The organism is Vibrio sp. HI00D65, assembly GCF_001635455.1.
GTDB lineage: Bacteria > Pseudomonadota > Gammaproteobacteria > Enterobacterales > Vibrionaceae > Vibrio.
Genome location: NZ_LWEH01000613.1, coordinates 1 through 26,370, shown reverse-complemented (window position 1 = coordinate 26,370; position 26,370 = coordinate 1). Strand labels below are relative to the sequence as shown.

The 26,370-nt window shown below is 45.2% G+C and carries 18 protein-coding genes, 6 tRNA genes and 2 rRNA genes; 9 read left to right on the top strand and 17 right to left on the bottom strand.

Features of this window, described 5'->3' with window-relative positions; genetic code table 11:
• Nucleotides 1-5: 5 nt before the first annotated feature.
• Nucleotides 6-2,048: an oligopeptidase A gene (gene prlC, locus A3712_RS25115; protein ID WP_063525417.1), complete on the bottom strand. Its 2,043-nt coding sequence runs from the start codon at nt 2,046-2,048 to the stop codon at nt 6-8.
• Between the two features lie 277 nt (nt 2,049-2,325).
• On the opposite strand from prlC, the gene A3712_RS25110 reads away from it, so the two are divergent.
• From A3712_RS25110 to A3712_RS25100, 3 genes are all read left to right on the top strand, one after another.
• The gene (locus A3712_RS25110) at nt 2,326-3,165 is read left to right on the top strand and encodes a 23S rRNA (adenine(2030)-N(6))-methyltransferase RlmJ (RefSeq protein ID WP_063525416.1); all 840 of its coding nucleotides are present in this window, start codon (nt 2,326-2,328) and stop codon (nt 3,163-3,165) included.
• A gap of 187 nt (nt 3,166-3,352) precedes the next feature.
• Nucleotides 3,353-4,708 (top strand): glutathione-disulfide reductase, encoded by a 1,356-nt coding sequence (gene gorA, locus A3712_RS25105; protein ID WP_063525415.1) that lies wholly within the window; start codon nt 3,353-3,355, stop codon nt 4,706-4,708.
• 126 nt (nt 4,709-4,834) lie between these two features.
• Nucleotides 4,835-5,086 carry a DUF6482 family protein gene (locus A3712_RS25100; protein ID WP_050644461.1) on the top strand — a complete coding sequence of 84 codons (252 nt, stop codon included), beginning with the start codon at nt 4,835-4,837 and terminating at the stop codon, nt 5,084-5,086.
• A 65-nt stretch (nt 5,087-5,151) separates the two neighbouring features.
• Here the strand turns inward: A3712_RS25100 and A3712_RS25095 are convergent, their stop codons facing one another.
• The 11 genes from A3712_RS25095 to A3712_RS25045 all read right to left on the bottom strand — a co-directional run bounded on the left by A3712_RS25095 (nt 5,152) and on the right by A3712_RS25045 (nt 14,691).
• Nucleotides 5,152-6,393, bottom strand: a complete 1,242-nt coding sequence (locus A3712_RS25095) for an NADH:ubiquinone reductase (Na(+)-transporting) subunit B (RefSeq protein WP_063525414.1) — start codon at nt 6,391-6,393, stop codon at nt 5,152-5,154.
• Nucleotides 6,394-6,610: 217 nt separating this feature from the next.
• Nucleotides 6,611-7,582 carry an SPOR domain-containing protein gene (locus tag A3712_RS25090; RefSeq protein WP_063525413.1) on the bottom strand — a complete coding sequence of 324 codons (972 nt, stop codon included), beginning with the start codon at nt 7,580-7,582 and terminating at the stop codon, nt 6,611-6,613.
• A gap of 188 nt (nt 7,583-7,770) precedes the next feature.
• Nucleotides 7,771-8,709 (bottom strand): ABC transporter permease, encoded by a 939-nt coding sequence (locus tag A3712_RS25085; protein WP_063525412.1) that lies wholly within the window; start codon nt 8,707-8,709, stop codon nt 7,771-7,773.
• Between the two features lie 2 nt (nt 8,710-8,711).
• On the bottom strand, nt 8,712-9,689 hold the full coding sequence (locus tag A3712_RS25080) for an ABC transporter permease (protein ID WP_061033080.1): 978 nt from the start codon (nt 9,687-9,689) through the stop codon (nt 8,712-8,714).
• A gap of 178 nt (nt 9,690-9,867) precedes the next feature.
• The gene (locus A3712_RS25075; RefSeq protein ID WP_063525411.1) at nt 9,868-11,421 is read right to left on the bottom strand and encodes an ABC transporter substrate-binding protein; all 1,554 of its coding nucleotides are present in this window, start codon (nt 11,419-11,421) and stop codon (nt 9,868-9,870) included.
• A 93-nt stretch (nt 11,422-11,514) separates the two neighbouring features.
• Nucleotides 11,515-13,242 carry a dipeptide ABC transporter ATP-binding protein gene (locus A3712_RS25070; RefSeq protein WP_004740930.1) on the bottom strand — a complete coding sequence of 576 codons (1,728 nt, stop codon included), beginning with the start codon at nt 13,240-13,242 and terminating at the stop codon, nt 11,515-11,517.
• Nucleotides 13,243-14,127: 885 nt separating this feature from the next.
• Nucleotides 14,128-14,204 (bottom strand) — tRNA-Pro (locus A3712_RS25065).
• Between the two features lie 10 nt (nt 14,205-14,214).
• Nucleotides 14,215-14,290: transfer RNA gene (locus A3712_RS25060), tRNA-His, on the bottom strand.
• 45 nt (nt 14,291-14,335) lie between these two features.
• Nucleotides 14,336-14,412: transfer RNA gene (locus tag A3712_RS25055), tRNA-Pro, on the bottom strand.
• A 76-nt stretch (nt 14,413-14,488) separates the two neighbouring features.
• Nucleotides 14,489-14,564: transfer RNA gene (locus tag A3712_RS25050), tRNA-His, on the bottom strand.
• 50 nt (nt 14,565-14,614) lie between these two features.
• Nucleotides 14,615-14,691, bottom strand: a tRNA-Arg gene (locus A3712_RS25045).
• Nucleotides 14,692-14,989: 298 nt separating this feature from the next.
• On the opposite strand from A3712_RS25045, the gene A3712_RS25040 reads away from it, so the two are divergent.
• On the top strand, nt 14,990-15,403 hold the full coding sequence (locus tag A3712_RS25040; protein WP_063525410.1) for a c-type cytochrome: 414 nt from the start codon (nt 14,990-14,992) through the stop codon (nt 15,401-15,403).
• A gap of 96 nt (nt 15,404-15,499) precedes the next feature.
• On the opposite strand, the gene rep is transcribed toward A3712_RS25040, so the two are convergent.
• The gene (gene rep / locus A3712_RS25035; RefSeq protein WP_063525409.1) at nt 15,500-17,518 is read right to left on the bottom strand and encodes a DNA helicase Rep; all 2,019 of its coding nucleotides are present in this window, start codon (nt 17,516-17,518) and stop codon (nt 15,500-15,502) included.
• A gap of 181 nt (nt 17,519-17,699) precedes the next feature.
• Here rep and A3712_RS25030 point away from each other — a divergent pair, with 181 nt between their 5' ends.
• The 4 genes from A3712_RS25030 (at nt 17,700) to ubiK (ending at nt 22,910) form a co-directional block, all read left to right on the top strand.
• A complete protein-coding gene (locus A3712_RS25030; RefSeq protein ID WP_063525408.1) occupies nt 17,700-18,281 on the top strand; it encodes a TetR/AcrR family transcriptional regulator in 582 nt (193 codons plus the stop codon).
• A gap of 18 nt (nt 18,282-18,299) precedes the next feature.
• Complete coding sequence (locus A3712_RS25025; RefSeq protein ID WP_063525407.1) at nt 18,300-19,406, top strand: efflux RND transporter periplasmic adaptor subunit; 1,107 nt, start codon at nt 18,300-18,302, stop codon at nt 19,404-19,406.
• Nucleotides 19,407-19,417: 11 nt separating this feature from the next.
• A complete protein-coding gene (locus A3712_RS25020) occupies nt 19,418-22,540 on the top strand; it encodes a multidrug efflux RND transporter permease subunit (RefSeq protein WP_063525406.1) in 3,123 nt (1,040 codons plus the stop codon).
• A gap of 118 nt (nt 22,541-22,658) precedes the next feature.
• Complete coding sequence (ubiK, locus tag A3712_RS25015; protein ID WP_004740921.1) at nt 22,659-22,910, top strand: ubiquinone biosynthesis accessory factor UbiK; 252 nt, start codon at nt 22,659-22,661, stop codon at nt 22,908-22,910.
• Between the two features lie 224 nt (nt 22,911-23,134).
• Here the strand turns inward: ubiK and ilvC are convergent, their stop codons facing one another.
• Entirely contained in the window at nt 23,135-24,619 is a 1,485-nt protein-coding gene (ilvC, locus tag A3712_RS25010; RefSeq protein WP_063525405.1) for a ketol-acid reductoisomerase, read from the bottom strand.
• A 145-nt stretch (nt 24,620-24,764) separates the two neighbouring features.
• Here ilvC and ilvY point away from each other — a divergent pair, with 145 nt between their 5' ends.
• Nucleotides 24,765-25,655, top strand: a complete 891-nt coding sequence (ilvY, locus tag A3712_RS25005; protein WP_063525404.1) for an HTH-type transcriptional activator IlvY — start codon at nt 24,765-24,767, stop codon at nt 25,653-25,655.
• 115 nt (nt 25,656-25,770) lie between these two features.
• On the opposite strand, the gene A3712_RS25000 is transcribed toward ilvY, so the two are convergent.
• The 3 genes from A3712_RS25000 to A3712_RS24990 form a co-directional block, all read right to left on the bottom strand.
• Nucleotides 25,771-25,861: transfer RNA gene (locus tag A3712_RS25000), tRNA-Ser, on the bottom strand.
• Nucleotides 25,862-25,930: 69 nt separating this feature from the next.
• A 5S ribosomal RNA gene (gene rrf, locus A3712_RS24995) occupies nt 25,931-26,046 on the bottom strand.
• Nucleotides 26,047-26,182: 136 nt separating this feature from the next.
• Nucleotides 26,183-26,370: ribosomal RNA gene (locus tag A3712_RS24990) — 23S ribosomal RNA — on the bottom strand; the annotation flags it as partial.

Genomic DNA, 26,370 nt, shown 5'->3' with positions numbered 1-26,370 from the left:
CAATATTACGCGCTGATACCTGCATGGCGCAGCATCGCGTCGATTTGCGGCTCACGACCGCGGAAGCGTTTGAACAGCTCCATTGGCTCTTCACTGCCACCCATTTCTAGGATGTTATTCAGGAAGCGATTACCCGTTTCAGTGTTGAAGATACCCTCCTCTTCAAATGCTGAGAACGCATCTGCCGATAGCACTTCAGCCCATAGGTAGCTGTAGTAACCCGCGCTGTAACCACCAGCGAAGATGTGGCTGAAGCTGTGTGAGAAACGGTTCCAATCAAGGCTTGGTAGTACAGCCACTTTAGACTTCACGTCAGCCAGTGTTTCAAGTACGCGCGCGCCCACTTCTGGGTCGTAAGTAGTGTGTAGCGTAAAGTCGAACAGACCGAACTCTAGCTGGCGTAAAATGAACATCGCTGATTGGAAGTTCTTCGCCGCTAGCATTTTCTCTAGCATCTCTTTTGGTAAAGCTTCACCGGTTTCGAAGTGACCAGAAATGAATGCTAGAGCCTCTTCTTCCCAACACCAGTTTTCTAGGAACTGACTTGGCAACTCAACCGCATCCCAAGGCACACCATTGATACCGGCAACCGCGCCTGTTTCTACTTGAGTCAGCATGTGGTGGATACCGTGGCCGAACTCATGGAACAGAGTCACAACTTCATCGTGGGTAAACAATGCTGGCTTGTCGCCAACCGGTTTATTGAAGTTACACGTTAGGTAAGCAACTGGCGTTTGTAGTTCACCAGCAGCGGTAATACGACGACCACGGCAGTCGTCCATCCATGCTCCACCGCGCTTGTGTTCACGAGCGTACAAATCTAGGTAAAAGCTACCTCGCAATGTGTCATTAGCACCAAAGATATCAAAAAAGCGTACCGACTCATGCCATGTGTCGACGCCTTCTCGCTCTTTCACTGTCATACCAAATACACGATTCAGTACTTCAAACAGACCCGATACGGCTTTCGATTCAGGGAAGTAAGGGCGCAGCTCTTCATCTGAGATTTGGAAGAGGTGCTGTTTCTGTTTTTCGCTGTAATAAGGGATATCCCAAAGCTCTAGCTCAGACACACCAAACTCTTTTTCAGCGAACTGGCGCAGCTCTTCGACTTCACGCTCACCTTGAGGTTTTGCTTTCACCGCTAAATCATTTAAGAAGCCCAGAACCTGATCTGGCGTCTCTGCCATTTTGGTTGCCAGAGACTTCTCGCTGTAAGTGCCAAAGCCAAGCATACGTGCGATCTCATGACGCAATTTAAGCTGCTCGGTGATGATCTCAGTGTTGTCCCACTTGCCTGCATTTGGACCACGATCTGAAGCGCGAGTAACGTAAGCTTCGTACAGCTCTTTACGCAGCTCTTGGTTATCACAGTAAGTCATTACTGGTAAGTACGATGGGATATCTAGCGTCAGCAGGTAACCTTCTTGCTCTTTAGCCTCTGCCGCCGCTTTTGCCGCCGCCAGTGCTGATTCAGGCATGCCTGCCAACTCAGCAACATCAGTGACCTGCTTGCTCCAACCCATAGTTGCATCAAGTACGTTATTTGAGAATTGAGAACCCAGCTCAGACTGACGCTTGCTTATCTCGCCATAGCGATGCTGCTCGTCAGCGGGTAAGCCAATGCCCGACAATTCGAAATCACGCAGTGCATCAGTAATGGTTTTTTGTTGAGCTCGATTTAATCCAGAGAACGCTTCGCTCGCCTTGATCGCTTTATACGCTTCAAACAGACCTTTGTGTTGACCAACCCAAGTGCCGTACTCAGACAGCAGGGGTAAACAGCTTTCATACGCTTCACGCAGCTCGTCGCTGTTCACAACCGAGTTCATGTGGCTTACTGGTGACCAAACACGGCCTAAACGATCATCCACTTCTTCAATTGGAGCAACTAAGTTGTCCCAGCTTGGCGAAGTATTACCTTCAAGTACTTGTTCTATCTTGTTGCGACACGCTTCAATCACTTGCTCAACCGCTGGCTTAACATGCTCAGGTTTGATTTGTGAAAACGGAGGTAAGTCCGTGAAGGTTAATAGCGGATTAGACATATAAACATTCCTTTGGCGTTAGAGACTTTCGTCTTTTTTGTAATGAGGTCGTCTTACAGTCATCAGGCTAAGCTGCGCCCTAAAAATCACCTGCGAATAGTTATTAAGTAGTGTCCATAAAGGCAAATTTCAATAGTAGAACCAATAACTAACTGCAGATAGCTGACGACTGTCCCTGAATTGTTCGAGAATTTATGGTCCATTGAGGGTTATAATAATCAGATTAGCCCACCTACACTAACCACACTCTAAAACGAGAGTGTTACGAGAGTTTAATTTGTTAAGTTATCGCCACAGCTTCCACGCAGGTAACCATGCCGACGTAGTAAAGCATATCGTACAGAGCCTTATTCTTAATTCTTTGAAACAGAAGGATAAGCCTTTTGTTTACCATGACACTCACTCTGGTGTAGGTCGTTACGACTTAACACATGAATGGTCTAAAAAAACCAGTGAATACAAACAAGGTATCGCTCGCGTCTGGGAACAGCAAAATCTTCCTGAAGACATTCAAAGCTACCTTGAGTCTATTTCAACGCTAAACAACGGCGACAAGCTGCGCTACTACCCAGGTTCGCCACGTGTTGCACGTGCCCACCTACGTGACCAGGACCGCATGGTACTGACCGAGCTTCACCCAGCTGACCACCCGCTGCTTGAGCAAGAGTTCCACCGTGATCGTCAGGTATCGATCTACAAAGAAGATGGCTTTAAGCGTCTAAAAGCAAGCCTGCCGCCAAAAGAGCGCCGCGGCTTAGTACTGATCGATCCACCGTACGAACTTGCAAAAGAGTACCGTGATGTAGTGACAGCCATTGCTCAAAGCCATAAGCGCTGGGCAACGGGTATCTACGCAATTTGGTACCCGGTAGTGAACCGTTGTGACATCGAAGACATGATTGAAGGCTTAGAAAGCCTGGGCATCAACAAGATTCTACAGATCGAACTTGGTGTATCACCAGACACCAACGAGCGTGGCATGACAGCATCAGGCATGATTGTTATCAACCCACCTTGGAAGCTGGAAAGCCAAATGAACGAGATTCTTCCATTCTTGAAGGAAGCAATTGCTCCAGCAACCGGTCACTACAAAGTAGAGTGGATCGTACCTGAGTAATCTCGATGCCACATCGAAGCTCAAAGAGCAGTCAAAAGACTGTGATGTGGACGAATAAATTTAAAACAGGGAGATTGAGTTCAACCAATCTGCCCTCAATATAATAATTAGACAATTTTAGAATCTATAGGACGTAGATATCCAGTGTACTCACTGTGACTACAACCCTCAATAAATGGAGAAAGTAATGGCGACTCATTTTGATTACATCTGTATCGGCGGCGGCAGCGGCGGCATCGCATCAGCAAACCGCGCGGCAATGCACGGTGCAAAAGTTGCACTTATCGAAGCTCAAGACCTTGGTGGTACTTGTGTAAACGTTGGTTGTGTTCCTAAAAAGGTAATGTGGCACGGCGCTCAAGTCGCTGAAGCGATCAACCTATACTCTGAAGACTACGGCTTTGATGTTGAAGTGAAGAAGTTCAACTGGAGCAAGCTGATTGAGAACCGCCAAGCGTACATTGGTCGTATCCACCAATCTTACGATCGCGTACTTGGTAACAACAAAGTAAACGTAATCAAAGGTTTTGCTAAGTTCGTTGACGAAAAGACGGTTGAAGTAAACGGTGAACACTACACAGCTGATCACATCCTGATCGCGGTAGGTGGTCGTCCAACGATTCCAAACATCCCAGGTGCAGAATACGGCATCGACTCAAATGGTTTCTTCGAGCTCATGGAGCAACCAAAACGCGTTGCGGTTATCGGTGCAGGCTACATCGCAGTTGAGATCGCAGGCGTACTAAGCGCACTTGGCACAGAAACACACCTGTTCTGCCGTAAAGAGTCTCCACTGCGTAGCTTCGACCCAATGATCGTTGAGACATTGGTTGAGGTAATGGAAGCAGAAGGTCCAACACTTCACACGCACTCTGTGCCTAAAGAAGTAGTGAAAGAAGCGGATGGCACGCTGACTCTACACCTAGAGAATGGCAACATCCAAAACGTTGACCACCTAATCTGGGCTATTGGCCGTCACCCAGCGACTGACGCTATCAACTTAGCATCAACGGGCGTAGAGACAAACGACCGTGGCTACATCAAGGTAGACGAGTTCCAAGCGACTAACGTTCCTGGCATCTACTGTGTTGGTGACATCATGGAAGGTGGTATTGAGCTAACTCCTGTGGCAGTTAAAGCAGGTCGTCAGCTTTCTGAGCGTCTATTCAACGGTCAAACTAACGCGAAAATGGACTACAACCTAGTTCCTACTGTTGTATTCAGCCACCCACCTATCGGCACAATCGGTCTAACGACTCAAGAAGCTGAAGAGAAGTATGGCAAAGACAACATCAAGGTTTACACATCTGGCTTCACTGCGATGTACACAGCAGTAACCAAGCACCGCCAACCTTGTAAGATGAAACTAGTATGTGCTGGCGAAGAAGAGACAGTCGTTGGCCTACACGGCATCGGCTTCACGGTTGATGAGATGATTCAAGGCTTCGGCGTTGCAATGAAGATGGGCGCAACCAAAGCAGACTTCGACTCTGTTGTGGCAATTCACCCAACGGGCAGCGAAGAGTTCGTAACTATGCGTTAATCAACACCTTTAGTTGATACTTTTAAAAAGCAGTCCTTAGGACTGCTTTTTTTATGCCCGCTTTGAACCTTAGTTCTCGATTCGACGTAACACAAATATCCACCTAACTAGAAAATGGAGTTTGTGATGAATCTACTAATTGAATCATTTGAAGGCGGAATTTACTTAGCTTACCAAGTCGTTGGCGAGCAAAAGCGATTAATTAAAGACGACCACCAGCACCCGATGAAATTTTTGAGTGTCAACCAAGCGCGTGACCACTTCAGTGATCAAGGCGTGTCGTCAGCAACGCTGATACATAACAGCGCTTACGATGAGATGTGTGGTGAGCACTGTGGTAGTACACAACCATTCGAGATTGATTTGAAGTGGAGTTGAATGGCTTTTATGTTTCTTTATCAATAGAAAGGCTTGCACATAGGCAAGCCTTTTTCTTTAGTAGATTAACGCGCCATGCGTTTTTGCCTACGCTTAATATTCTGTTCTTTCACAATGAAATCAAATAACGGAGCAAACAGGTTCGCAAACAAGATTGCGAGCATGATGCCCTCTGGATAGGCAGGGTTGAGTACTCGAATACCAACCGTCATTACGCCAATCAGGATCCCGTAGGCCCATTTACTATTATTAGTGAACGCTGCAGATACAGGGTCGGTAGCCATGAAGAAGGTACCAAACGCGACGCCACCTAGTACAAAGTGCCAGTAAAACGGCATCGAAAACATTGAGTTAGTATCCGATCCGATCCAGTTCAATAGACTCGACGTCACTACAAGACCAACAATCACACCAGCCACAATACGCCAAGACGCTATCTTCATGACAATCAGAATCACACCGGTCAGCATAATAAGCAGTGAAGACACTTCGCCCATCGAGCCTGGAATGTTTCCGATGAAGGCATCCATCCAAGTAATTGCCTCACCAGTCATGTTATTGACAAGCGATGAGCCACCACCTTCATACCATTGGCTGAGCGGTGTCGCTCCTGAATAGCCGTCAGCGGCAACCCATACCAAGCCACCGGACATGTTGGCAGGGTAAGCAAAGTAAAGAAACGCTCGCCCCGCCAGTGCAGGATTGAGGAAGTTTCGCCCTGTGCCACCGAACAACTCCTTGGCAACGACAATACCAAAGGTGATACCTAAAGCGGCTTGCCACAGCGGGATGGTTGGCGGAAGAATAAGTGCAAACAATACCGAGCTAACAAAAAAGCCTTCATTCACCTCGTGTTTTCGTACAACGGCAAACAAAACTTCCCAGAATCCCCCGACCACAAATACGGTGGCATAAACAGGTAAGAAGTAGAGCGCTCCCAAAAACATCTGGCTTCCCCAGCCGCTTGCTACTAACGACTGTGTATCACCAAACGCCCACGATAGGCGCCAACTACTATCAATGATAGAAGCCAGCTCGGCACTGGAGTAGGTAGCCGTTAACCCCATCACGGATTGATGGCCTACGTTGTACATACCCCAAAACATCGCGGGGAAAGTGGCTAACCACACCAGAATCATAATCCGTTTTAGGTCAATGCTGTCTCGGACATGGGTTATACCTCGGTTCACATTCCCTGGCGTGTAAAATATGGTCGCAAATGCCTCATACACTGGGTAGAGCTTCTCGTACTTCCCCCCCGCTTCGAAGCTAGGAGCCACATCTTCTAATCGTTTTTTCAAACTCATAATCTCAATCACCTTGTTGCTGAGTTATGGTTTTCTACGCATCAACTGCACTATTTGAGCAATTTTTAGTGCTTTTTGATCAAATTCATTTGAAGGTGTCTGCCATCGGCTTCCTATAGACTACTTAACAGCATGTCCTAACCTTTAAATAACAAGGTCTAAAAACAACAAAGCCCCAGCAATCGCTGAGGCTTAAGTAAGGTTTCAATCCAACGTGTTACTTCACACACATCACGTTAAGTAATGAAGAGCCTTTGAGTTGGTTTACGTTACCATTGGTGAACAGGCCTTTCTTATCCGCTCCCCAATAAGGTAGGTGCATTGGCCAATTCTGGTTTTCCATCACTCTTGATCCGAGGATGCTCTGCCATTGCTTTTCAGTCATCAGCTTCATGTTGATCTTATTACATACCAGCTCTGCACTACCATAATCCAAACGACTCCAAGGCTTACCTTGCTCCATGTAGAACTGCTGCTCATGGTCTAGCAAGTAAGGGATCGCATATTGGCTACCGGCAAAATTTGTCGTCACGCGAACTTCAATCTCTAGATCATTATCTGAATTTTTGCCACCACTTGGTAATGCCTGAATGGCTGCCGCACTGGTGACTGTTGCCGCTGGCTTCGCTGCTACGGGTTTCGCTGCTAGCTTAGTTGCAGGTTTTACAGGCGCCTTAACCGGTGTCGGTTTTGCTGCTTTAGGCTCGGCCGCCTTTGCCACGATAGGTTGTGATGAGGTCTGCGACTTATCAACCATACGAATAAAGGCTTCTCCATAACCTGACACCTTACGAACCTGAGCTAGATCTTTTCTTGCATCTGAAAATGTAGAGTAAGGGCCAATCAAGCAACGATAATCACCACCCTCAGGTTTCATCCATACGTTGGTCGAAATTTTGCCGTAAAGAGGTTTTGCTTGGCTCAGTGACAAAGGCTTGTTCAACAGGCCACATTGAACCCAAAACAGCTCGTTATCTGAATGACGTTTAGGCGCTTTATTCCCCCAAACACCCTTACCGATCGGACATGATTGCTCTAGCTGTGGTAATTGATTGGTACTTGCCTGAGTAGCATCACATAAAACCGATTCTGCATTAACTTGGCTCGATACCAAGAGGGATGCAGCAATAAGCCCCATACGATAATTTCTAGTCACAGCACGACATACATCATTCATTGTCAATTTCATAACCACCACTTAAACCCTCACGGGTTAATTGTTACCGAATTAATGTTGATAAAACATAAATTCCATTTTAAGTACTATTGACACAATCAATGATACTTAGTTCAAGATCCATTAAGCAAAAAAAGAGCCGTAATTGCTTACGGCTCTTAGTTTAGTGATTTTTTTTTACTAAAAATCAAACCAAGCTATCACCCTTTATAAATTTTAGGGTTAAACACGTCACGTAACCAGTCACCTAGAAGGTTGATCACCAGTACTAGCGTCACCAATACGATACCAGGGAAGGCTGTAATCCACCATGCACCAGAGAAAATGTAGTTAAAACCAGTACTGATTAGTGCGCCTAGTGACGGTTGGTCTACCGGTAGGCCTAAACCTAGGAAAGAAAGTGCCGCTTCTGACATGATGGCATTTGCCACCTGTACCGTAGAGATAACCAAAATTGGTGATAAACAGTTCGGTAGAATATGACGGAACATGATGCGCGGCGCTCTGAAACCCATCACGCGTGCTGCTTCTACATACTCTTTCTTCTTCTCAGCCAATACCGATGCACGAATCGTACGAGCATATTGTGGCCATTCGGCAATACCGATGATCACCACCAGCATCACTACCGCATATTGCGCGTAGAAGTCACTACCGAAACTCGCCTTAAAAATAGCCGAGACAATGATCGCAACCATCATGGTTGAGAACGAGAGCTGAACATCAGCAAAACGCATCAAGAAGCTATCAATACGGCCACCGAAGTAACCCGCAGACAAGCCAATGATGATACCAAGCGTCAGTTGTAGGCCTACCGCTAGGAAACCAATGGTCAGTGATAATCGCGAACCATAAAGCATAGTCGATAGAATGTCACGTCCCTGCTCATCGGTACCCAGTAAGAAACGCTCTTCGCCATCTTCCATCCAAGACGGTGGTAGCTCAGAGTCCATGATGTCGATAGACGTCACGTCATATGGGTCTGTTGGCGCGAGAATAGGTGCCGCCAATGCCATCACCAAGAAAGCAGTGAAAACAGCAAAGCTGAACATTGCCACTTTGTCACGCAAGAAGTAGTACAGAATATCTGACTGCTTAAATCGCTCCCAACGAGATGGAGCTGTTGTAGTTTGTTCCATGATTATGCTCCTTTCCCTGTGATGTTCACTGTTGGGTTAATGATGCCATATAGCAGGTCAACAATGGTGTTCGTTACTACGAAGATAAGACCAACGAAGATAACGTATGCGGTAATCAGTGGTGTATCCACTCGGTTAATCGCTTCAAGGAATAGGAAGCCGGTGCCCGGCCACTGGAATACAGTTTCAGTAAGAATGGTGTAAGCCACCATAGTACCAATCTGAACACCACCTACCGTTAGTACAGGCAGCATTGTGTTTTTCAGAGCGTGCTGGTAGTAAATCTTGTTCAGTTCCAGACCTTTCGCTTTACCAAACTTGATGTACTCAGAGCTCAGCACTTCTAGCATCTCTGAGCGAACCAGACGAATGAAAAGCGGTAGCATGATCGATGCAAGCGCGATACTTGGCAGAACTAAGTGTGCAAGACCATCTAGCGTTAGGAAACCAGACTCCCAGCCAAACCAGTTTGCAGTTTCACCACGGCCAAACGACGGCAGCCAGCCAAGTTCAATTGAGAAGACGTACATCAACATGATTGCCGTTAAGAAAACAGGCACAGAGATACCGATACTACTGCCCGCCATCACCAGCTTAGTGAAGAAACTTTTTGGGTGTATTGCTGAATAAACGCCTAGTGGAATCGACAGACAAACGATGATCAGAGAAGCGCCAAACACAAGTTCAAGCGTCGCCACCAGCTTATCTAAGATTACGTCCACTGCAGGGCGTTTAAAGAAATATGAAGTACCAAGATCACCTTGTAGAGCTGCGCCTACAAAGCGAGTGTATTTTGTAATGAAGGGATCATTTAAGCCGAGTTCATCACGCAGCGCTTGACGCTCCGATTCTGACACAGATTGACCGACTAACTCACGCAACGGGTCGCCCAGGTTATCCTGAATGGCAAACGCCACCAAACTGATCACAAACATCACTATCAGTGCCTGAAACAGGCGCTTGACCAGAAACGTAACCATTCCTTGCCCCTTATCTATCCATGATTATCTAATCAAAATCCGCGACCAGATAACAAAAATTCAGTCTTAAAAAAGGTATTTAGCCAGACTGAAGGAAGACCAAATACCTAAACTTAAATCTATTTCTTAACAGTTTGAGAGCCTGAAAGCTTCAGGCTCTCGATTCTCGCAAGCTAGGTTATTTTACAACTAGATCACCGAAGTAAGGGAAGTTCATGCCGTTGATAATTGGACCAATCTCAACGTTACTCTTAGCTGCCCATGAAGGGTCTTGCCAATGAAGTGGTACGAACGCAGCTTCATCATATAGGACGGCTTCAACTTGCTTCAGCATCGCACTTCGTTTAACAAGATCAGTTTCTGAATTCGTTTCTAAAACTACTTTATCGATTTCAGAATTTGAGTAGTGACCACAGTTATACTGACCTTTACCTGTAGCTTCATCACGAGTCATCGTGAGGAATTCAGAGAAGTTCGCAGAGTCTTCAGTATCAGGGTGCCAACCAATCATCATCATATCAGCAGCACACTTATCAAACTCAGGCCAATACTGCGCTTTAGGCATAGTCTTAAGATCAACTTTAATACCAATCTTAGATAGCATTGCCGCCGCTGCTTGCGCAATCTTAGCATCGTTCACATAACGATTATTTGGTGCCATCATAGTTAGCGTAAAGCCGTCTTCATAGCCCGCTTCTTTCATCAGCTCTTTTGCCTTTTTAACATCATAGCGAGGTTTTAGTTCTTCGTTATAGCCAGCGTATCCCACAGGGCTCTGTTGCGCAGCTGCAGTAGCCGCACCTTTCATGATTTTTTTAACGATACCTTCGTTGTTAATCGCATAAACAATCGCTTGACGAACGCGCACATCTTTCAGTGCCTCATTACTGTTTTGGTTCATTTGAAAGGTAATAATACGCGTTCCAGGCATTGTATATAAATCAACACCATCAGCATTTTTAACTCGCTTGTAATCATTTGGTGCAACAGGCGCGATCATATCAACATCACCGGAAAGAATAGCAGCGACACGCGTTGCATCTTCCTTAATTGGCACAAGCGTAAGCTTGTCGACATTACCTTTTGAAGCGCTATCCCAGTAATCAGCGAAACGTTCAAACTCAACCTTAACACCCTGTTCACGAGAATTGATGATAAAAGGACCCGTTCCAGACTCATTGGTTGATGCAAAGGAGTTACCATGCTTAACCAACTCAGATTTGTCTTTTCCGTCTGCAGTTTTTCCAGAGTAGAACTTGCTGTCCATTGGGAAAATATAGGTCGCCACATTTTCGATCAATGGATACGTACCATCAGTCTTAACTTCAACGGTATAGTCATCTACCTTAGTCAAAGATACCAAAGGACCAAAGATGCCTTTGAAATCTGCCGAAGACTTCAAACGTTCGAAAGTCCAAACTACATCATCAGCTGTAAATGCATTTCCTGAGTGGAATTTGACTCCCTTACGAAGATTGAAGCGCATAGTCTCATTATCAATTCGCTCCCAGCTTGTCGCTAGACGGCCTTCGAAATCCATCTCTTGAGTGAAACGTACTAGAGGGTCAAACACCATGTGAGACATTTGCAGTGTGCCACCAGACAGCTGCTCGTGCGGGTCAAGTGATACTGGGTCAGCTGCATAGCCAACGGTAATATCTGCTGCTGCTGCACTAAAGCTTAGGCCAGCTGCCATCAAAGCTACTGCTAATTTGCTTTTCATGGTTTTCATTGCATAACTCCTTCATGCGGGAATCCAGATCCCTAGTTGTTGTATTTGCGTCTGTTTATTGTTGTTAGCAAGCTAAACTCCAGCCTGCTGATTTTATACCGCGGCTTGTGCCACTGCTTTTTCTTCTCTCAAACCTGTAAATTCAGGCATTAAAGAAATCAGTTGTTTGCTGTATTCATGCTGAGGTGATTGGAATAGCTGCTCTGTAGGCGCAACTTCCAATAGTGTCCCCATCTGCATCACACCAACACGGTCACACATTTGGCGAATAACCGGTAAATCGTGACTGATGAACAGCATGGTTAGGTTTAACTCGTCTTGTAAGTCTTTTAGTAGGTTAAGGATTTGAGCCTGTACCGACACATCCAGTGCCGATGTTGGTTCATCACAAATCAAAAGACGTGGGCGAGTCGCCAAAGCGCGAGCGATAGAAATACGCTGACGTTGACCACCTGAGAATTCGTGTGGGTACTTCACCCCAGCCATTTTACCTAAACCAACGTGCTCTAGCAGGTCATTAACAATCTGACGAGTTTCGCTTTCGTTGCGAGTAAGCTTATGGAATCGAATAGGTTCAGCAATGATGTCGAATATCTTCATTCGAGGGTTCATTGATGTATAAGGGTTTTGGAAAACCATCTGCATTTGGCGACGCATAGGGCGACGCTCTTTTTCAGATTTCAGGCCAGTCAGGTCAACGCCTTCAAACGTTACCTTGCCCGAGTTTGGCGCGTACAAACCAGCAATTACACGAGCAATCGTTGATTTACCTGAGCCTGATTCACCCACCAAACCAAACGTCTCGCCTTCATGTACTTCAAAGCTCACGTTGTTTGACGCCTGAACGTACTCACGACGGCTCTCAAAGAATGAATCTTTAGTGGTGAAACGCAGGTTTACGTTTTCAACATTTAATAGTGGGCCTGTGTAATCACGGTGATCTTGGCTTTGACCCAACCAGTGATTTTTCACATCAAGTGGTTCCATCTCGTGCGCTTCTTCGATGTAGCTCACCAGTGGGAAACGATCGAGTTTGCGGTCTGAACGCGGAACCGCAGAGATCAAGCTGTGTGTGTATGGGTGTTCTGGCGTACCAAGCACTTTAGCTGTTGGGCCAAACTCAACCAAATCACCACGATACATTACGGCTACGCGATCGGTTACGTTAGATACCACACCCATGTCGTGCGTTACCAACATACAACCTACGTTTTTCTTAATACATAGATCGCGAATCAAACCTAAGATTTGGTCTTGGATAGACACATCCAGTGCGGTGGTTGGTTCATCTGCGATGATAAGGTCAGGCTCACCAGCCAATGCAATCGCAATAACCACACGCTGACGCATACCACCAGAAAATTGGTGAGGATACTGTTTTAAGCGGTTTTCTGGCTGTGGGATACCAACTTGATTCATCAAGTCGAGGGAGCGCTCATAGGCTTCTTGATCGGAAACCTTCATGTTGGCGTGAATCGTTTCTTTTAACTGCTGTTCTACGGTGAATAGAGGGTTAAGAGACGTCATTGGATCTTGGAAGATAAAACCAATCTTTGAGCCGCGAACAGAGCGCATCTGTTCAGGAGATAAGCCAGAGACTTTTTCGCCATCCAGAAATACCTCGCCGCTAGCAATGCGACCAGGAGGGCTCAACAGATCGATAACCGCGTTACCTACCGTTGACTTACCAGCACCAGATTCGCCTACAACACCAACAATTTCACCACGTTCAATATTGAACGAAAGCGATTTAACTGCGGCGTGAACTCCATGACGAGATGGGTATTCGATACGAAGATTTTTTACTTCTAAAAGTGACATTACCAGACCTCTACTGCTTTGGCAGCTTTCTGCCCTGTCTGCAAAATTGAATCCATTCTTACCAGAATATTGTTCTGATATTTTATACGATTGACAATTTGGCAAATAATTCACAGAAAATCAACAAAAATAGGATAAAAAGTCGACATTAAACGCTTAACAAGCAAAACCAACACATAACTATTCATCACAAAGGCATATAGTAAGAAAAAACAGCATTATACTAGTGGTAATAAACACTCACAAAACCCTTGCCACAACTTACTTGTAAAGCTAAAGCCATGGTTGAGAGCAGATCTCACTACCAATCATCAAAAACAAATAATTATTCCAAAAAACAATTAACACTATAGAAACATAATCTAATTTATCTATTTATATCAAACAGAACAACTAAATAGGGTTGTTTGAGCCATATTTACAACCACTAATATAGGCTAGAGAAATATGAGATAACAAAACAAGCAGATGGATAAATTAGTTGGAATTTTCGGCGATTTGGGAGGGGGAAAAATGCTAAATACGGCCATTAATCGACAGTTTTGGGATTAGGTTTCATTTTTCGTAAAAGTCTTTAGACCAAACCTATCAACCTGTCGAATTTATCAGTCATTAGATTATATGAAATTAGATATAGATCGACCGGTTTAATGAATTGTGGTTTTGTGGGGAGAAAGCTGAGGAAAAGAGCGGTCACATTGAACGTACGACACTTCTAAGAGGTTATTTTTCTTGTACCGCATTTATGGCACGGATAGCTCTAGTTAAAGCTATTTATAGTGGGTTCGATCGAGTTAGCTCTCAAGCCAACACCCTTCAAGTCACAAATGCTCTAAATACTAAACGAAAAAAAGCCCCGTCATTTCTGACGAGGCTTTCTTATAGTGGTCGGTGAAGAGGGATTCGAACCCCCGACCCTCTGGTCCCAAACCAGATGCGCTACCAAGCTGCGCTATTCACCGACAAAATTAATGGGGTGGCTAACGAGATTCGAACTCGCGACCACCGGAATCACAATCCAGGGCTCTACCAACTGAGCTATAGCCACCACTAATTTTTTGTATAATCGCTTAATGAACGATTATTGAAATAGTGGTCGGTGAAGAGGGATTCGAACCCCCGACCCTCTGGTCCCAAACCAGATGCGCTACCAAGCTGCGCTATTCACCGACTAGTTTTATATCGATTCTTGGGATAATGAATCAACACTGGAAGCCGAAGCTACCGATAATTTGTAAAGAAAGAATGGGGTGGCTAACGAGATTCGAACTCGCGACCACCGGAATCACAATCCAGGGCTCTACCAACTGAGCTATAGCCACCATAATTTCTTTTTCTGCCAATTTTTTACTTACCTAAGTAAGTGACCGGATGGCGCGCCTGAAAGGATTCGAACCTTCGGCCTTTGGCTCCGGAGGCCAACGCTCTATCCAGCTGAGCTACAGGCGCATGCCCTGTCGGCGGAGTGGAATAATACGTATATCACCCAATGCCGTCTAGTACTTTTTTAACTTTTTTTTCTGTTTGGTCTCTTTTTCGACAGTTAATATGTGATAAACCCCTTATTTGAGTACTACAACCCGCCACAGCTTATAAGTTGTTGTTTATTGCAACAACTTATCGGGATATAATCACCCATTATTTACATTGGTTTAACAGTTGCTCTTTAGTGGTTAAAGCCAAAACACCCCTCCAACACTATAATTTGGTAAGCATGTACTTACCTTGGGAATGTAAAGTGAGTTTAATGGATATATCTCGTCGGATTTTAAGCGTTGTTATCGCAGTTTTAACCTTCTCAACTGGTGCAATGGCTTCAGGCCTAAGTGAAGCAGAGCAAGATGCAATTGCTGAGCGCATCAAACCAGTTGGTCAAGTATACCTAGTCGGCAGTGAGCCAGTAGCCGCTGAACCAACAGGCCCTCGTGATGGCGCAACAGTTTATGGTACCTTTTGTATCGCTTGTCACGCATCTGGCGTAAGTGGCGCACCTAAAAAAGGTGATGCTGGTGACTGGGGTCCTCGTATTGCCCAAGGTCGCGATGTTCTAGCTGACCACGCAATCAATGGCTTCAACGCGATGCCAGCAAAAGGTTCATGTATGGACTGTTCAGACGACGAAATCAAAGATGCTATCGAGCACATGATTGCTGGTCTGTAATTTGCTGAGCTATAGTTAAAAATGCCAAATTCAAAAAAGGTGACCATCAGGTCACCTTTTTATTGTCTTCTATATAATGCTATTTAAAACAGAACATCACTTCTTATTGAACATCGCTCGAATATTGGCAATGTGCGCCTGCCCTTTCTCCATTCGCTCTTCAGCAGACTGTGGCTTCTTCACACTTTCCCATTCCACATCATCATGTGGCAATTCATCAAGAAAACGACTTTGTGTTGGTTTAATTAACTCACCAAACTGGCGACGTTCACGACACTTAGTAAAAGTCAGCTCTTTCTGCGCTCGAGTAATGCCCACATACATCAGGCGACGCTCTTCCTCAACGTTACCTTCATCAACACTGGTTTGGTGCGGCAAGATGCCCTCTTCTGTTCCCATCAAATAAACATATGGGAACTCCAAGCCTTTCGATGCGTGTAGTGTCATTAACTGTACCTGGTCAGCATCGTCATCATCTTCACCTCGTTCCATCATGTCGCGCAGGGTTAAGCGTTGCACAACCTCACGTAGCGACTTCTCTTCTTTATCGTAATTGTCGCCTTCTAAGTCAGCCACAATCCAGCTGTAGAGATCAGACACGTTCTTCATACGCATCTCTGCCGCTCTCGGGCTTGCTGAGGTTTCGTATAACCAATCTTCGTAGTTAATATCACGTACCAAAGCACGAACCGCATCTACGGTATTGCCACGCTCTGCATTATCCGAGATACGAACGATCCAATCAGTGAATCGACGCAGGTTCTCTAAGCCTCTACCTGTTAGGGTTTGCTCTAAGCCCATCTCGAAGCTAGCCTCAAACAAGCTCTTGCCACGCATGTTGGCGTAACTACCTAACTTCTCTAGCGTCACCGGGCCGATCTCACGGCGAGGCGTGTTTACAATACGTAGGAACGCGTTGTCATCATCAGGGTTCACCAGCACACGCAGGTAAGCCATGATGTCTTTAATTTCCGCTCTAGCGAAGAACGAGGTGCCGCCGGAGATCTTATAAGGCACACGGTTCTGCATCAGCGCTTTTTCAATCAAACGAGATTGGTGGTTACCACGGTAGAGCACCGCGTAATCTTTATGCTCAGTACGATTCAAAAACTTGTGCGCGATGATCTCACCAGTAATACGCTCGGCCTCATGTTCCTCATTCTTGGCATTCAATACTTTCAGCTTTTCGCCATCGGGGATCTCAGAGAATAGAGACTTTTCATACACGTGCGGGTTATTGGCGATCAGGATATTCGCTGCACGCAAGATTCGACTGGTTGAGCGGTAGTTTTGCTCTAGCTTGATTAAACGAAGATTTGGGTAATCTTCACCGAGCAACACCAAGTTTTGCGGTTTAGCACCACGCCACGAGTAAATAGATTGGTCATCATCACCCACAACCGTCAAGCGGCCACGCTCTCCCACCAGTAGGCGAACCAATTCGTACTGGCTGGTGTTGGTATCTTGGTATTCGTCCACAAGTAGGTAGCGAATACGTGACTGCCAACGTTCACGCACTTCTTGATTGGTTTTGAGTAATAATACTGGTAGTGCAATCAAATCATCAAAGTCGAGGGCGTTGTAGGCCTTCATCTGCTTTTGATACATCTCGAAACAGAACGCAAACAACTGCTCTTGCTCACCTTGAGCACGCGCTTTGGCCTGATCTGGCGTCAGCATGTCATTCTTCCAGTTCGAAATCGCACTCATCAATGCACGCAATAAGTCCTTATCGCCATCAATTTGTCTTTCAGTTAGCTCTTTTAACAGCGCTAACTGATCTTGGTCGTCAAACAGAGAGAAGCCCGCTTTTAAGCCCAGTGCTTTGTACTCACGACGAATAATGGTCAAACCCATAGTGTGGAACGTCGAAACGATAAGTCCTTTCGCTTCACCTTTACCTAAAGTTTGCCCTACACGCTCTTTCATCTCACGCGCTGCTTTATTAGTAAAGGTTACCGCCGCAATGTTACGCGCCTTGTAGCCACACTCCTGAACCAAATAAGCAATCTTATTGGTGATAACACGTGTTTTGCCTGATCCAGCGCCTGCTAATACTAAACAGGGTCCTGAAACATACTTCACGGCTTCATCTTGTCTGGGGTTCAGTTTCATTTGGTTCTCTATCTGTTTTTACAAGGTCAAATTAGTTGCGTGCCTATAGTAATGCTGCAACATCACGAATGCTACGTTCTCCTATTGAAGAATTTACATCATTCATACAAAAGGGGGTTACACATAAGTCTAGTTATTAGGCTATAATGAATGAACGTTCATTCGCTGGGGTGATAAGTATATGACAATTCATACACATAGTGACAAACGCCAGCAAATACTTTCTGCTGCAGAAAAACTGATTGCTGACGTCGGTTTTCAAGGTCTGTCGATGCAAAAGCTTGCAAAGGAAGCTGGAGTCGCTGCGGGGACGATATATCGCTACTTCGACGATAAAGAACACTTGATTGCTGATGTTTGTGTACTCGTAACTCAACGAGTAGCTGATGCTGTTCAAGAAGGCGTGAACGATTCAGATCCAATCAAGCAACGCTATAGAACCATGTGGCTTAACATATGGAACTTAGCAGGAACGAACTTGGCTGCGATTAAAAATCGGGTCCAGTATGAGGCTCTACCCATCACAAATAGCCTAAACTTCAGGGAACTTGAACGGAAAATGTTTGACCAAGTTGAGCAGCTATTTAATGAGGGGAAAGAGCAAGGGTTGTTTAAACCGCTTCATAACGAAGTATTAAGCGGGTTGAGCTTAGCGGCTAGTGTTTCTCTAGCGCGAAAGCATTCTTTAGGATTTTACCAAATGGATGAGGCCGCATTAGAAGCAGCAATAGAAGCCAGTTGGGACGCAATAATTACACACTAGATCGGAGTTTTGACCATAATGAAAAAGTGGACTTTCTTCATGTTACTCATCGCTGTATTACTCTTCGGCAGCGTTATTGGGTTTAACATGTTCAAGCAACAAAAAATAGCGGAATACTTGGCAAATCGCCCTGAACCAGAGTTTCCTGTCACCGTTACTGAAGTTCAGCCGATCGACTGGGTCCCTGTGATTGAAGCTATCGGCTTCATCGAACCAAACCAAGGTGTAACTCTAGCGAATGAAACCAGTGGTGTAATCGACCAAATTTCTTTCGAATCAGGCACTGAAGTTAAAAACGGTCAGCAACTTGTTCGTTTAGATTCTGATGTTGAGAAAGCGAATTTAAAAAGTTCTGAAGCGCGCTTACCTGCTGCAAAAGCGAAGTACAAGCGTTACCAAGGCCTATTCAAAAAAGGGTCTATCTCTAAGGAAGCTTATGACGAAGCAGAAGCAAACTACTTCTCTCTTTCGGCTGATATTGAGAGCTTAAAAGCGTCTATCGATCGTCGTGAAATTCGCGCACCATTCGATGGCACCGTTGGTATCCGTAACGTTTACCTAGGCCAGTACCTACAATCAGGTACAGATATCGTTCGTCTAGAAGACACCAGTGTAATGCGCCTGCGCTTCACAGTATCTCAAACTGACATCTCTCGCATCAGTGTGGGTCAAGCGGTTGATATCTTCGTTGACGCATATCCTGAAATCCCATTTGAAGGATCAATCAGCGCTATTGAACCAGCAGTTAGCGTACAAAGCGGTCTTATTCAAGTTCAAGCAGACATTCCAAACAATGATGGCAAGCTTCGTAGCGGTATGTTTGCTCGCGCTAACATCATTCTGCCTAAACTAGAGAACCAAGTAACCCTGCCTCAAACAGCGATTACTTTCACTCTATACGGTGACAATGTTTACATCCTGAATGAAGAAGACGGTGTTCAACGCGTTACTCAACATGTTGTAAAAGTTGGTGAACGCACTGCTGATATCGCACACATCCTTGAAGGTGTGAAAGCTGGCGATACCGTTGTGACTTCTGGCCAAGTACGTCTGAGTAACGGTGCCAAAGTTAAGGTTGTGGAAAGTGATGCAATCACACCACCAACTGAAACACCTAAGCTGTAACTGGAGGCATAATGCGCTTTACTGATGTTTTTATTAAACGTCCAGTTCTAGCGGTATCCATCAGCTTTTTGATTGCTCTGCTTGGCTTACAAGCAATCTTCAAAATGCAGGTGCGTGAATACCCTGAAATGACGAATACCGTCGTAACCGTGACCACGAGTTACTACGGTGCAAGTGCCGATCTTATTCAAGGCTTTATCACCCAGCCCCTCGAACAGGCTGTGGCACAAGCGGATAACATCGATTATATGACTTCATCTTCTGTACTCGGTAGCTCTACGATTACCGTTAACATGAAGTTGAACACCGACCCGAATGCAGCGCTATCTGACATACTGGCCAAGACAAACTCGGTTCGTTCTCAGCTTCCAAAAGAAGCGGAAGATCCAACCGTAACCATGTCGACCGGTTCAACGACAGCGGTACTCTACATTGGTTTTACTAGTGATGAGTTGGTTTCGAGCCAAATTACCGATTATCTAGAGCGTGTAATCAACCCGCAGCTATTTACGGTAAACGGTGTATCGAAGGTTGATCTATACGGTGGTATGAAATACGCACTACGCGTGTGGCTAGACCCGTCAAAAATGGCTGCAGTTAATCTAACCGCTAGCGATGTGATGTCGGTACTGAATGCCAACAACTACCAATCGGCAACCGGTCAGGCAACTGGTGAGTTCGTTCTCTACAACGGCAGTGCTGATACCCAAGTATCTAACGTTGAAGAACTAGAGAATCTTGTAGTACGAAGCGGTGAAGGCGAAATCATCCGTCTATCTGACATTGCTAAGGTTTCTCTAGAGAAAAGCCACGATGTGTACCGTGCAAGTGCGAACGGTCAGGAAGCGGTTGTTGCAGCGATTAACGCGGCACCAAGTGCTAACCCGATCAACATTGCAGCCGATGTTCTTGAGCTTCTTCCTCAGCTAGAGAAGAACCTACCAAGCAACATCTCAATGAACGTAATGTATGACTCAACGATTGCGATTAACGAATCGATTCAAGAGGTTATCAAGACTATCCTTGAAGCAGCATTAATCGTACTGGTTGTAATTACCTTGTTCCTAGGTTCTTTCCGTGCGGTACTGATCCCTATCGTTACTATCCCACTGTCTTTGATTGGTGTGGCAATGGTAATGCAGGCAATGGGCTTCTCTTGGAACCTGATGACGCTACTAGCAATGGTACTCGCCATCGGCCTGGTAGTAGATGATGCGATCGTCGTGCTAGAGAACGTCGACCGACATATCAAACTCGGGGAATCCCCTTTCCGTGCTGCAATCATCGGTACTCGTGAAATTGCGGTACCAGTTATTGCAATGACATTAACGCTAGGCGCGGTATACGCGCCGATCGCGATGATGGGTGGTATCACAGGCTCACTATTTAAAGAGTTTGCATTAACCCTAGCGGGTTCAGTATTTGTATCTGGTATCGTGGCATTAACGCTGTCGCCAATGATGTGTTCAAAAATGCTGAAAGCTCATGCAGAGCCAAGCAAGTTTGAAAAAAAGGTACATAGCGTACTGGATGGTATGACTAACCGTTACGAGCGTATGCTTGGTGCGGTAATGAACCATCGCCCGGTATTCATTGGTTTTGCGGTTATCGTATTTGCCAGCTTACCGATGCTGTTTAAGTTTATCCCAAGTGAGTTAGCACCTTCTGAAGATAAAGGTGTAGTCATGCTGATGGGTACAGCACCATCAAACGCAAACTTAGACTTCATGCAAAATACCATGAACGACGTAAACACGATTCTGTCTGATCAGCCAGAAGTGGCGTACGCACAGGTGTTTACTGGTGTGCCAAATGCAAACCAAGCGTTTGGTATCGCATCTATGGTTCCATGGAGTGAACGTAAGGAAAGCCAGTCAGCAGTGACTAACCGCGTAGGTGAGCTAGTAAAAGACGTACCAGGAATGTCAGTAACGGCGTTCCAAATGCCTGAACTTCCAGGTGCCGGTTCAGGCCTTCCAATTCAGTTTGTTATTACAACACCAAACAGTTTTGAAAGCTTGTTCCAAATCACTACTGACATCTTGGCTGATGTAGCATCGAACCCACTGTTCGTTTACTCAGATCTTGATTTGAACTACGATTCAGCAACGATGAAGGTACACATCGATAAAGACAAAGCAGGCGCATACGGTGTGACCATGCAAGATATTGGTATCACACTTGGTACAATGATGTCTGATGGCTACGTAAACCGTATCGACTTAAACGGTCGTTCTTATGAGGTTATCCCTCAGGTAGAGCGTAAGTTCCGTTTGAACCCTGAATCGATGAATAACTACTACGTTCGTGCTGCAGATGGCAGAGCGGTGCCACTGGGCAGTTTAATTACGATTGATGTTGTGGCAGAGCCTCGCTCTCTTCCTCACTTTAACCAATTGAACTCAGCAACGATTGGTGCAGTACCAGCCCCGGGCGCAGCCATGGGTGATGCGATTGCGTGGTTTGAAGATACGGCAACGAACAAGCTACCAAGTGGCTACAACCACGATTACATGGGTGAAGCACGTCAATACGTAACAGAAGGTAGCGCACTTTACGCAACCTTTGGTTTGGCGCTAGCAATCATCTTCTTAGTACTGGCGATTCAGTTCGAATCTCTAAAAGATCCATTGGTTATCATGGTATCTGTACCACTGGCGATTTGTGGTGCCTTAATTGCTCTAGCTTGGGGCGCGGCAACGATGAACATTTACTCACAAGTAGGTTTGATCACGCTGGTCGGTCTGATTACCAAGCACGGTATCTTGATCTGTGAAGTTGCAAAAGAAGAACAGCTGCATCACCACAAAACTCGTATTGAAGCGGTAATGGAAGCGGCGAAAGTTCGTCTTCGTCCAATCCTGATGACAACGGCAGCTATGATCGCGGGCCTAATCCCACTAATGTACGCAAGTGGTGCGGGTGCAGCTCAGCGTTTTAGTATCGGTATTGTAATCGTTGCAGGTCTAGCGATTGGTACTATCTTTACGCTATTTGTACTGCCAGTGATTTACAGCTACCTAGCTGAAAAACACAAACCTCTTCCTGTATTTGTTGAAGACAAAGATCTAGAAAAACTAGCTCGCGTCGATGAAGCAAAAGCAGCACACAGAGAATTAGCAGACAACAAGTAATCGCTGAGTCGTAAAATAATTAAAAAGGCTACTTCGGTGGCCTTTTTTATGCACGATAGGCGACATATCAAGTGTGATTAAATAGAATAGTGATAAATAGTCAGGAGTTTTAATCGATATGTTTGATCCAAAAAAACTAGAGCAAATTGCTAAGCAGATCCACGACTCTATGCCTCAGCCAGTAAAAGAACTGGGTTCAGACGTAGACCAGAAAGTTCGTCAAGTTATACAAGGCCAGCTAAACAAACTAGATGTTGTAAGCCGTGAAGAGTTTGATGTTCAGACCCAAGTACTACTACGCACTCGTCAAAAGCTGACTGAAATGGAACAAAAGCTTGCAGAGCTAGAAGCTAAACTTGCAGACAAGTAAGCACTCAAGCAAGAAATGATAAGTGGGCTGGCGTGAAAACGTCAGCCCTTTTTTATGCACCCGAGCCTTCAGGGAGCGGCTCCCGACAGCGCTTGCATGCTTCCCAAATAAACAAAAAAGGCTTGGTCAACGGCAACCAAGCCTTTTAATTAGATGTTGTGTTTTTATTTATGACTCCGTTTTTGGAGCTCTTTAAATTTTTTTAATGCTATCGAGTTAAGGAATTAACCGCCTACTGCAATGCGCTTCATGTCGCTCATGTAAGCACGTAGCTCTTCGCCGATGTACTCAACTGGGTGGTTACGGATAGCTTCGTTTACTTCAATTAAACGAGCGTTATCTACTTGGTTAGATGTTTCACCTAAGCCTTTTCCGATTACGTCTGTTGATACTGAAGGCATGAACTTCTCACGTAGTAGTGGTGTTGCTACGTTAGCAAATAGGTAGTTACCGTATTCAGCTGTATCAGAGATTACTACGTTCATTTCGTATAGACGCTTACGAGCAACCGTGTTTGCGATTAGTGGAAGCTCATGTAGAGACTCGTAGTATGCAGACTCATCGATGATGCCAGATGCTGTCATTGCTTCGAACGCTAGCTCAACACCCGCACGAACCATAGCAACAAGTAGGATGCCGTTATCGAAGTACTCTTGCTCAGAGATTTCTAGATCAGAAGCTGGGTAGTTTTCGAATGCTGTTTCACCTGTCTCTTCACGCCAGCCTAGTAGGTTCGCATCGTCGTTTGCCCAGTCAGCCATCATAGTGCTAGAGAATTCGCCTTGGATGATGTCATCCATGTGCTTGTTGTAAAGCGGGCGCATTAGGTCTTTTAGCTCTTCAGAAAGCTCAAATGCTTTGATTTTAGCTGGGTTAGATAGGCGGTCCATCATGTGTGTTACACCACCAAACTTAAGCGCTTCAGTGATCGTTTCCCAACCGTATTGTAGAAGCTTACCAGCGTAGCTTGGGTCGATACCGTCAGCAACCATCTTCTCGTAAGATACGATAGAACCAGCTTGTAGCATGCCACAAAGAATTGTTTGCTCACCCATAAGGTCAGATTTAACTTCAGCAACGAAAGAAGACTCTAGACAACCTGCACGGTGACCACCTGTACCAGCAGCCCAAGCTTTAGCGATATCCCAACCTTCACCCTTAGGGTCATTCTCTGGGTGAACAGCGATTAGTGTTGGTACACCAAAACCACGCTTGTACTCTTCACGTACTTCAGTACCTGGACACTTAGGTGCAACCATTACAACCGTTAGGTCTTTGCGGATTTGCATACCTTCTTCAACTACGTTGAAGCCGTGTGAATAACCTAGTGCAGCGCCTTCTTTCATTAAAGGCATTACGGTTTCAACTACATTAGTATGTTGTTTGTCTGGAGTTAGGTTGATTACTAGATCCGCTTCAGGAATTAGCTTCTCGTAGCTATCTACTTCAAAACCGTTCTCTTTTGCGTTTTTGTAAGACTGACGTTGCTCGTCAATCGCTGCCTGACGTAGAGCATAAGCCACGTTTAGACCTGAATCACACATGTTTAGACCTTGGTTAAGGCCTTGAGCACCACAACCAACAATTACGATTTTCTTGCCTTCAAGGTATTCAGCTTCTGTCGCAAATTCTTCACGATCCATGAAGCGGCAACGACCTAGTTGGTCTAGTTGTTCACGAAGGTTTAATGTATTGAAATAGTTAGCCATTTGAGGCACTCCTTTAAAAATAAGTCCGTAAGGTCGATATCTCTCTATCGAATGACTTCATACTAAAACAGACATTCCGTTGCTGAAAGTGATATATTCACAATTAGTTATTGCAATAAATGCAACATGGAAAAGATCACAGAACATGAACATAAAATCTCTACAATTGTTTATACATTTATGTGATAGCAAGAGTTTCAGCAAAACCGCTGCAGCCATGCATGTCAGCCCTTCAGCACTGAGCCGTCAGGTACAAAAGCTTGAGGAAGAAACAGGACAGGAACTGCTTATCAGGGATAATCGAAGCGTTGATCTCACTCCAGCAGGAAAACACCTATTGCCAGTAGCGTTGAGTATTGTTGGAGAATGGCAGCAATATAACCTTCACCTAAAAGGTGGTGAACAAGAGTTAAAGGGTGAGATCAGGATATTTTGCTCCGTGACTGCAAGCTATAGCCATCTTCCTGAATTAATTACCGAGTTCAGAGCTATTCATCCATATATTGAGTTCAAGCTCTCGACGGGCGATCCAGCTCAATCTATCGATAAAATATTAAATGACGAAGCGGATATCGCGATTTCAGCGAAACCAGACATCCTCCCTTCAAGGTTAGAATTCGAAACCATTAGTGATATACCACTATCTGTCATCATCCCATCTGGTGTCAGTAGCTTTGGTCAACAACTGCAATCCGACAAACCAAACTGGAATAAAGTCCCTTTTATCATCCCTGAAGCGGGCACCGCTCGTGAGCGTGCAAATGCATGGTTTAAGAAGATGAAGATTAAACCCAACATATATGCACAAGTGTCAGGTCATGAGGCAATTGTAAGTATGGTAGCGCTAGGGTGTGGGGTTGGTATCGCACCCGATGTGGTCATAAACAATAGCCCAGTAAGAGATAAAGTAAGCCGCTTAAAGATAGAGCCCATCAAGCCATTTGAGTTAGGCGTATGTTGTAAGCGAGCGCAGCTAGATAACCCTCTAATTCGAGCGTTCTGGCAAGTCGCAGAAGGTAAGTATTTAGCGGACTAGTTGTCACTACTTTCAATCCTAAGAAGGGAAGAGCACTTTAGTGCTCTTCCCTTTTTTATTTATATATCGCAGATAAGAAAAAAGCCCGCTGATTTCTCAGCGGGCTTTCTAATGGTGGTGGAGGGATAGGGATTTGAACCCTAGAACCGCTATTAACGGTTGCCGGTTTTCAAGACCGGTGCTTTCGACCACTCAGCCATCCCTCCAACAAATTGTCATCAACAGCTTAGTGCACTGTTGAGGTTGCTACTTGTTATGCAAGTAACGAAATTAAAGCCTGGCGATGTCCTACTCTCACATGGGGAAGCCCCACACTACCATCGGCGCTATTGTGTTTCACTTCTGAGTTCGGCATGGAATCAGGTGGGTCCACAATGCTATGGTCGCCAAGCAAAATTTTGCTTTTACTTTCAGCTTCTTTAAAAACTGAAGGCAAAATAATCTGGAAAGCTTATTAAAAGTCTTGTCTCTTCAAACTCATTCAAGCGTTTGTATTTTTGAGTCCATCAAAACCCCTTGGGTGTTGTATGGTTAAGCCTCACGGGCAATTAGTACAGGTTAGCTCAACGCCTCACAGCGCTTACACACCCTGCCTATCAACGTTCTAGTCTTGAACAACCCTTTAGGACGCTTAAAGCGCCAGGGAAAACTCATCTCAGGGCTCGCTTCCCGCTTAGATGCTTTCAGCGGTTATCGATTCCGAACTTAGCTACCG

Excerpts from the sequence above, each read along its gene's own strand:
- A3712_RS25020 (WP_063525406.1), top strand. The coding sequence starts at position 19,418 with ATGCGCTTTACTGATGTTTTTATTAAACGTCCAGTTCTAGCGGTATCC.
- A3712_RS25080 (WP_061033080.1), bottom strand. The coding sequence starts at position 9,689 with ATGGTTACGTTTCTGGTCAAGCGCCTGTTTCAGGCACTGATAGTGATG.
- A3712_RS25025 (WP_063525407.1), top strand. The coding sequence starts at position 18,300 with ATGAAAAAGTGGACTTTCTTCATGTTACTCATCGCTGTATTACTCTTC.
- A3712_RS25095 (WP_063525414.1), bottom strand. The coding sequence starts at position 6,393 with ATGAGTTTGAAAAAACGATTAGAAGATGTGGCTCCTAGCTTCGAAGCG.
- A3712_RS25030 (WP_063525408.1), top strand. The coding sequence starts at position 17,700 with ATGACAATTCATACACATAGTGACAAACGCCAGCAAATACTTTCTGCT.
- A3712_RS25040 (WP_063525410.1), top strand. The coding sequence starts at position 14,990 with ATGGATATATCTCGTCGGATTTTAAGCGTTGTTATCGCAGTTTTAACC.
- ilvY (WP_063525404.1), top strand. The coding sequence starts at position 24,765 with ATGAACATAAAATCTCTACAATTGTTTATACATTTATGTGATAGCAAG.
- A3712_RS25085 (WP_063525412.1), bottom strand. The coding sequence starts at position 8,709 with ATGGAACAAACTACAACAGCTCCATCTCGTTGGGAGCGATTTAAGCAG.
- gorA (WP_063525415.1), top strand. The coding sequence starts at position 3,353 with ATGGCGACTCATTTTGATTACATCTGTATCGGCGGCGGCAGCGGCGGC.
- A3712_RS25100 (WP_050644461.1), top strand. The coding sequence starts at position 4,835 with ATGAATCTACTAATTGAATCATTTGAAGGCGGAATTTACTTAGCTTAC.
- A3712_RS25090 (WP_063525413.1), bottom strand. The coding sequence starts at position 7,582 with ATGAAATTGACAATGAATGATGTATGTCGTGCTGTGACTAGAAATTAT.
- A3712_RS25075 (WP_063525411.1), bottom strand. The coding sequence starts at position 11,421 with ATGAAAACCATGAAAAGCAAATTAGCAGTAGCTTTGATGGCAGCTGGC.
- rep (WP_063525409.1), bottom strand. The coding sequence starts at position 17,518 with ATGAAACTGAACCCCAGACAAGATGAAGCCGTGAAGTATGTTTCAGGA.
- A3712_RS25070 (WP_004740930.1), bottom strand. The coding sequence starts at position 13,242 with ATGTCACTTTTAGAAGTAAAAAATCTTCGTATCGAATACCCATCTCGT.
- prlC (WP_063525417.1), bottom strand. The coding sequence starts at position 2,048 with ATGTCTAATCCGCTATTAACCTTCACGGACTTACCTCCGTTTTCACAA.
- ilvC (WP_063525405.1), bottom strand. The coding sequence starts at position 24,619 with ATGGCTAACTATTTCAATACATTAAACCTTCGTGAACAACTAGACCAA.
- ubiK (WP_004740921.1), top strand. The coding sequence starts at position 22,659 with ATGTTTGATCCAAAAAAACTAGAGCAAATTGCTAAGCAGATCCACGAC.